General features: G+C 76.6%; 4 protein-coding genes and 1 pseudogene. 3 read left to right on the forward strand and 2 right to left on the reverse strand.

Going from position 1 to position 5,896, the window contains the following annotated elements; all coding sequences use genetic code 11:
• Window positions 1-2,823 (forward strand): annotated as a pseudogene (locus ACWEQL_RS40385) (hypothetical protein); the annotation flags it as partial.
• 19 nt (window positions 2,824-2,842) lie between these two features.
• On the forward strand, window positions 2,843-3,610 hold the full coding sequence (locus ACWEQL_RS40390) for a metallophosphoesterase (RefSeq protein ID WP_452156281.1): 768 nt from the start codon (window positions 2,843-2,845) through the stop codon (window positions 3,608-3,610).
• Here the strand turns inward: ACWEQL_RS40390 and ACWEQL_RS40395 are convergent.
• Window positions 3,607-3,981 carry an ArsR/SmtB family transcription factor gene (locus ACWEQL_RS40395; protein WP_452156283.1) on the reverse strand — a complete coding sequence of 125 codons (375 nt, stop codon included), beginning with the start codon at window positions 3,979-3,981 and terminating at the stop codon, window positions 3,607-3,609. The two genes, ACWEQL_RS40390 and ACWEQL_RS40395, sit on opposite strands and share 4 nt — an antisense overlap.
• Window positions 3,982-4,130: 149 nt before the next feature.
• Between ACWEQL_RS40395 and ACWEQL_RS40400 the strand changes: the two genes are divergently transcribed.
• Entirely contained in the window at window positions 4,131-5,219 is a 1,089-nt protein-coding gene (locus ACWEQL_RS40400) for an NADH:flavin oxidoreductase/NADH oxidase (protein ID WP_452156285.1), read from the forward strand.
• Here ACWEQL_RS40400 and ACWEQL_RS40405 read toward each other — a convergent pair.
• A complete protein-coding gene (locus ACWEQL_RS40405) occupies window positions 5,195-5,554 on the reverse strand; it encodes a hypothetical protein (RefSeq protein ID WP_452156287.1) in 360 nt (119 codons plus the stop codon). The two genes, ACWEQL_RS40400 and ACWEQL_RS40405, sit on opposite strands and share 25 nt — an antisense overlap.
• Between the last annotated feature and the right edge of the window lie 342 nt (window positions 5,555-5,896).

The following is a 5,896-nucleotide window of genomic DNA, read 5'->3' on the forward strand; positions in this document are numbered from 1 at the left end:
GCCGCCGCCGCGGCCCTCGCCGCCGAGCAGCGCACCGCCGCCCTGCTCGCCGCCGAGCCGCGCCTGGCCGACCTGCTCTCCCTCACCCCCTACCAGGAGGGCGCCGAGGAGGACGCCGGCTTCCTCACCCCCGCCGTCCTCGACCGCTCCGCGGAGGCCCTGCGCGAGCTGCTCGACGAGGCCATCGCCACCGCCGAGCGCACCCTGTTCGACCTGCGCACCGCCGCCGCCGACGACGCCCGCATCCTCGCCGCCCTCGGCGACGGCGGCCTGCTGCCGCCCGGCCCCGACGTGCTCGCCACCGTCGAGTACCTGGCCGAGCACGGCATCCCCGCGCTGCCCGGCTGGCGCTACCTCGCCCAGTCCGTCGACCCGGCCGACCACGAGGCGATCCTCGCCGCCCGGCCCGAGCTGGTCGACGGCGTGGTCATCACCGACCCCAGCTCGCTGGAGCGCGCCCGCGAGGCCCTGGCCGCCGCCGCCCTGCTGCCCCGCTCCACCGTCGCCGTGGGCGCCGCCGCCTCGCTGATCGCCCCGATCACCGAGGAGCCCGCCTTCTTCCTGGTGCCGCCGAACCCGGCCATGCACGACGAGTCCGCGGCCGACGGAGAACGCCGCGAGCTGCGCACCCGCGCCACCGCCCGCGAGGAGCACATCCGCGAACTCGCCGCCCGCCTCGGCGGCGACCGCGCGCTCGCCGCCCGCCTCGCCTCCTGGCACGCGTCCTGCCCGCCCGGCACCCTCGCCGAGCTCGCCGCCGCCGCCGGGGCCGCCCGCGAACACGCCGAGCAGGCCGCCGCCGCCCTCACCACCCTGCGCACCGAGCACGACGAGGCCGAGACCGACCACCACACCGCCGCCTGCGCCCACGAGGAGCACCGCGAGGCCGCCCAGCGCGCCCGCCGCCGTGCCGACGCGCTCTCCGGTCTGGCCTTCCGCCTGCGCGAGCGCGCCAACTGGACCCGCTCCCTGCGCGAACTGGCCGAGGACGCCACCGAGTGCGACCGCCGCCGGACCCAGTGCGCCGAGCGCGCCCGCACCTGCGACGAGGACCGCCGGGCCGTCCAGCGCGCCGCCGACGACGCCCGCCGCACCGCCCGTACGCTGCGCGCCGAGCGGGCCGAGATCCCCGCCGCCGAGCAGACCGACGAGCCCGGCGACACCACCCCCGCCGCCCTGCCCGCGCTGCGCGAGGCCTACCGCGCCGCCGCCCAGCTGTACGAGAAGGTCGGCGTCGGCGCCGACCTTCGGGCCGAGCAGGCCCGCGCCGAGGGCGACGAGGCCGCCGCCGCGGCCGAGCTCGACCGCCTCACCAACAAGGTCCGCACCCGCGCGGAGGAGCTGCTGGGCAGCACCGACGGCGCCGACGGCCCGGCCCGCCAGGCCGCCGCCGCCCGCGCCGAGGAACTCGTCGCCACCATCGAGGCCCGCTCCGCCGCCGCCAGCGAGCAGCTGGGCCGGCTGCGCGGCGAGGCCGAGCGCTCGGCCCCCGCCGACGGCGAGGCCCACACCGAGCTGCCCGAGGACCTCGTCCCCACCGACCCCGAGCACGCCCAGACCCTGCTGCGCACGGCCACCGGCCGGCTCGCCGAGCGCCGCGAGGCCCTGGACGCGGCCCGTACCGCCCACGCCGACCTCCAGCGCACCTTCGACTCCGCCCAGGCCGCCGCCGCCGACTTCGACGAGCACGCCGGCCAGCTGCGCGACGGCCTGCGCGAGCACCAGGACGAGGACGGCCCGGCCGTCGAGCCGTACCTCGGCGCGCTCGCCGACGCCCGGATCGCCGCCGCCGAGGCCCGCCGCACCCTGCGCTCCGCCGCGGGCGAGCTGTCCTCCGCCGAGCTCGCCGTCCGCGACGCCTCCGACGCCCTGGTCCGGCATGCCAACGCGGCCCGCTACGAGGCCGTCCGCACCCCGGCCCGCCAGCAGATCCGCGAGCTGCCGGCCTCCGCGCTGCCCGACCACGCCGCCGCCTGGGCCGCCGCCTTCGCCCCCCGGCTGCGGGTGCTCACCGACGAGCTCGCCCAGTTGGAGAAGAACCGCGGCTCGATCGTCGACCGCCTGCGCGGCCTGGTCGAGTCCTCGCTGACCACCCTGCGCGCCGCCCAGCGGCTGTCCCGCCTCCCCGAGGGCCTGGGGGAGTGGTCCGGCCAGGAGTTCCTGCGCATCCGCTTCGAGGACCCGGACCACGCCACCCTGGTCGAACGCCTCGGCGAGGTGATCGACGAGGCCACCCGGGCCGCCGTCCGCAAGAACAGCGACCTGCGCCGCGACGGCATGTCGCTGTTGCTGCGCGGTGTCGCCGCGGCGATCGGCCCGCGCGGGGTCAGCGTCGAGATCCTCAAGCCGGACGCGGTGCTGCGCGCCGAGCGGGTCGGCGTCGGCCAGATGTCCGACGTCTTCTCCGGCGGCCAGCTGCTCACCGCGGCCATCGCGCTGTACTGCACGATGGCCGCGCTGCGCGCCAACGACCGCGGCCAGTCCCAGCTGCGCCACGCCGGCACGCTGTTCCTGGACAACCCCATCGGCCGCGCCAACGCCACCTACCTGCTGGAGCTCCAGCGTGCGGTGGCCGACGCGCTCGGCGTCCAGCTGATCTACACCACCGGCCTCTTCGACACCACCGCGCTCGCCGAGTTCCCGCTGGTGATCCGGCTGCGCAACGACGCCGACCTGCGGGCCGGCCTCAAGTACATCTCGGTGGAGGAGCACCTGCGCCCGGGCCTGCCGGCGCCGCAGGACCCGGACGGCCCGGCGATCCACGGCGAGATCACCGCCACCCGGATGTTCAAGCGTCCGGCGGAGGTACCGCTCTCCTCGTGATCTTCATAGGGTGGTCGCCATGCTGACGATCGCTCACTTCAGTGACATCCACCTCGGCCAGGACCATGACGGCGACGGCGGGGCCAGGGCCCGTGAGCGGGCCGAGCGGGTGATGGCGTACCTCGACGCCCTGCCCGGCCCGCTCGACGCCGTCCTGGTCACCGGCGACCTCGCCGACCACGGCCTGCCCGGCGAGTACGAGCAGGTCGCCGAGGTCCTGGACTCCCGCCACCCGGTGCTGCACTGCCCCGGCAACCACGACGTGCGCGGCCCCTACCGCCGGGTGCTGCTGGGGGAGGAGCCCGCCGACGGCCCGATCGACACCGTGCGCCGGCTGCCCGGGGCGGACGTGTTCCTGCTCGACTCCTCGATCCCCGGCAGCGACGAGGGCCGGCTCGCGCGGGAGACGCTGGACCGGCTGGACGCCGCGCTCGCGGAGGGCGACCAGGACCGTCCGGCGCTGGTGACCTTCCACCACCCGCCGGTCGAGCTCCACCTGCCGTACGTCGACCCCATCCGCCAGTTCGGCGAGGAGCGGCTGGCCGCCGTCCTGGCCCGGCACCCCCGGGTGGCCGCGCTGCTCTGCGGCCACGCCCACACCGGCGCGGCCACCCGCTTCGCCGGGCTGCCGCTGCTGGTCGCCCCCGGGGTGGTCTCCACCGTCACGCTGGCCTGCGAGAGCGGGGAGGACGGCGGGCAGGTCGTCTTCGACCAGCCGCCGATGGTCGCCTTCCACGTGCTGGACGACCAGGGGCGGCTGACCACCCACTTCCGCGCGGTGCCCTAGCCGGTCGGCTGCGCGGTGTCCTGGCCGGTCGGCCCGCCGGCCGGGTCCTCCCGGCGGGCGCCGGCCAGGACGGCGTCGAGCAGCCCGGGGAAGAGCTCCGCCAGGTCGGCGTGGCGCAGCGTGCTCATCCGCGCGGTGCCGCGCCGGTGCTGGTGGATCACCCCGGCCTCGCGCAGCACCCGGAAGTGGTGCGTGGTGGTGGACTTGGTGACCGGCAGGTCGAAGGCGGTGCAGGACATCTCGACGTGACAGTCGTGGAGCTCGCGTACGATCCGCAGCCGGATCGGGTCGGCCAGGGCGTGCAGCACCTGCTCCAGCCGGATCTCCGCGAGGGCGGGCTCGGGCAGCAGGGTGACGCTCTCGGTGGTCATGCGGGCTCCTCGGTCGCGGGGCGGCAGGGGCGGTGCACCGACCATCGTACGAGAGGTATCGAAGTTCGAGGGTTCTCGTAGTACGGTGTTCGGCGTACCAGCATCGCGCTGTCGTACGCCGCTGCGCCACACCCCACCGAGGAGCCGTCGTGACCGCCCTGTTCGAGCCGATCACCCTTCGCTCGCTGACCGTCCGCAACCGCGTCTGGCTCTCACCGATGTGCACCTACTCGGCGCTCCCGGACGGCGACGGCGCGGGCGTGGCCACCGACTTCCACCTCGCCCACTACGGCTCCCGGGCCGCCGGGGGCGCCGGCCTGGTGATCGTGGAGGCCACCGCGGTGCGCCCCGAGGGCCGGATCTCCCCGTACGACCTCGGTCTGTGGAACGACGCCCAGGCCGAGCGGCTCGCCCGGATCGCCGCGCTGATCGAGGCCCACGGCGCCGTCCCCGCGATCCAGCTCGCCCACGCCGGCCGCAAGGCCGCCACCGACCGGCCCTGGCGGGGCGGCGGCCGGGTGTCCGAGGAGCTCGCCTGGCAGAGCGTCGGCCCGTCCGCCGTGCCGTTCGGCGAGCTGCCCGCCCCGCAGGAGCTGACGGTCGAGCAGATCCAGTGCGTGGTAGGGGACTTCGCCGCCGCGGCCCGTCGCGCGTTGGCCGCGGGCTTCCGCGCCGTCGAGATCCACGGCGCCCACGGCTACCTGATCCACTCCTTCCTCTCCCCGGCGGCCAACCACCGCACCGACGGCTACGGCGGCACCTTCGAGGGCCGCAGCCGCCTCGCCCGGGAGGTCGCCGCCGCGGTCCGCGAGGTCTGGCCCGAGGAGCTGCCGCTGCTCTTCCGCGTCTCCGCCACCGACTGGCTGGACGGCGAGCCCTCCTGGACCCCCGACGAGACCGTGCTGCTGGCCAAGGAGCTCCGTGGGATCGGCGTCGACCTGCTCGACGTCTCCAGCGGCGGCACGTCCCCGGCGGCCAGGATCCCGGTCGGACCCGGCTACCAGGTCCCGTTCGCGGCCGAGGTCCGCGCCGCCACCGGGCTGCCCACCGCCACGGTCGGCCTGATCACCGAGCCCGCCCAGGCCGAGGAGATCCTCGCGGACGGCCGGGCCGACGTCGTCCTGCTGGGCCGCGAGCTGCTGCGCGACCCGTACTGGCCGCTGCACGCCGCCCGCGAGCTCGGCGCCGAGCGCGCCTGGCCGCAGCAGTACGGCTACGCGGTGGGCAGCCGCGGCTGACGTCCCGTCGCCGGGGCGCCCCCCGGGCCGGTCGGGCGGGCGCCCGGCGGGCCCGGGGGCGGCACCCGTCCGGCCGGCCCGGGCCGCACCCGGCTGCCCGCCATCGGGGTGGCCGAATGGGGCCCGCGCATCCGCTGAGCGGCGATCTGACGCGAGATCACGATCTCCAGCAGGCACCAGGCCGTGCCGAACACCCCCAGCGCCATCGCCAGCAACGCCGGTGTCAGCAGCCCTCTGCCCGCGTACGAGGCGAGCGTCGCGACCATGATCCAGACCAGTGTGAACGCCAGACAGAGCACCGCCCGCACGGCGGCGGACCGTACCTCGTCGGGCATCCGGCGACGGCGGCGGGCGACTGACATCGGGCGACCCCCAGGCACGGTCACGGCGGCTACGGTGGCGGAGCGGCGCGTACGGCGCGCGTCCACCGCACACTCTGCCCCCTCGCACCCCGGCCATGCGTCCAAATACAGCGATCCGTCGCCAAATCGTGTGATCTGCCGTCAACCGGGGCAAGCCGCGTCAGCCGAGCTGCTGCTCCGGCTCCTCCAGCGCGCCGGTCACGATGGTGCGCGTCGCCCGCCCGGCCTGCTCCTCCGACCCCTGCTCCTCCGACCCCTCGTCGCCGCCCGCCCGACCGCCGGCCGGGCGCCGGGACGACGCAACCCCCGCCGGGC

The sequence above is a fragment of the Kitasatospora sp. NPDC004240 genome, assembly GCF_053603215.1.

Excerpts from the sequence above, each read along its gene's own strand:
- ACWEQL_RS40390 (WP_452156281.1), top strand. The coding sequence starts at position 2,843 with ATGCTGACGATCGCTCACTTCAGTGACATCCACCTCGGCCAGGACCAT.
- ACWEQL_RS40395 (WP_452156283.1), bottom strand. The coding sequence starts at position 3,981 with ATGACCACCGAGAGCGTCACCCTGCTGCCCGAGCCCGCCCTCGCGGAG.
- ACWEQL_RS40405 (WP_452156287.1), bottom strand. The coding sequence starts at position 5,554 with ATGCCCGACGAGGTACGGTCCGCCGCCGTGCGGGCGGTGCTCTGTCTG.